This is a genomic window from Bacillus sp. SIMBA_031 (assembly GCF_046535225.1).
In the GTDB taxonomy this organism is placed as follows: Bacteria; Bacillota; Bacilli; order Bacillales; family Bacillaceae; genus Bacillus; species Bacillus velezensis.
The window spans coordinates 1-269 of sequence record NZ_JAWRXC010000292.1; the positions used below are offsets into that span (position 1 = coordinate 1).

Genomic DNA, 269 nt, shown 5'->3' on the forward strand with positions numbered 1-269 from the left:
GAGGGCTCCTTCTAGTAAAATAGGGAAAATAATATCTGATTTATCTGATGACTTATTCTGGCAAGAAGTAATTAAATTGGGGGGAATTCCTGACGAATTGAAGGAACATTCTGAACTTATGGAGTTTTATATCCCAATTTTAAAGGCAGATTTTGAAGTTGTTTATAGTTATAATCATATAATAACAGAGAAACTGGATATACCGATTGATGTGTTTTTCGGAACCAAAGAAAATGCCACTGAATTTGAAATAACGGAATGGGAAAATG

General features: G+C 32.7%; 1 protein-coding gene. It reads left to right on the forward strand.

Translation table 11 applies throughout. From position 1 onward, the window contains the following. On the forward strand, nucleotides 1-269 hold a 269-nt coding region (locus SB724_RS20365; protein WP_410572694.1), incomplete at both ends, for a thioesterase II family protein.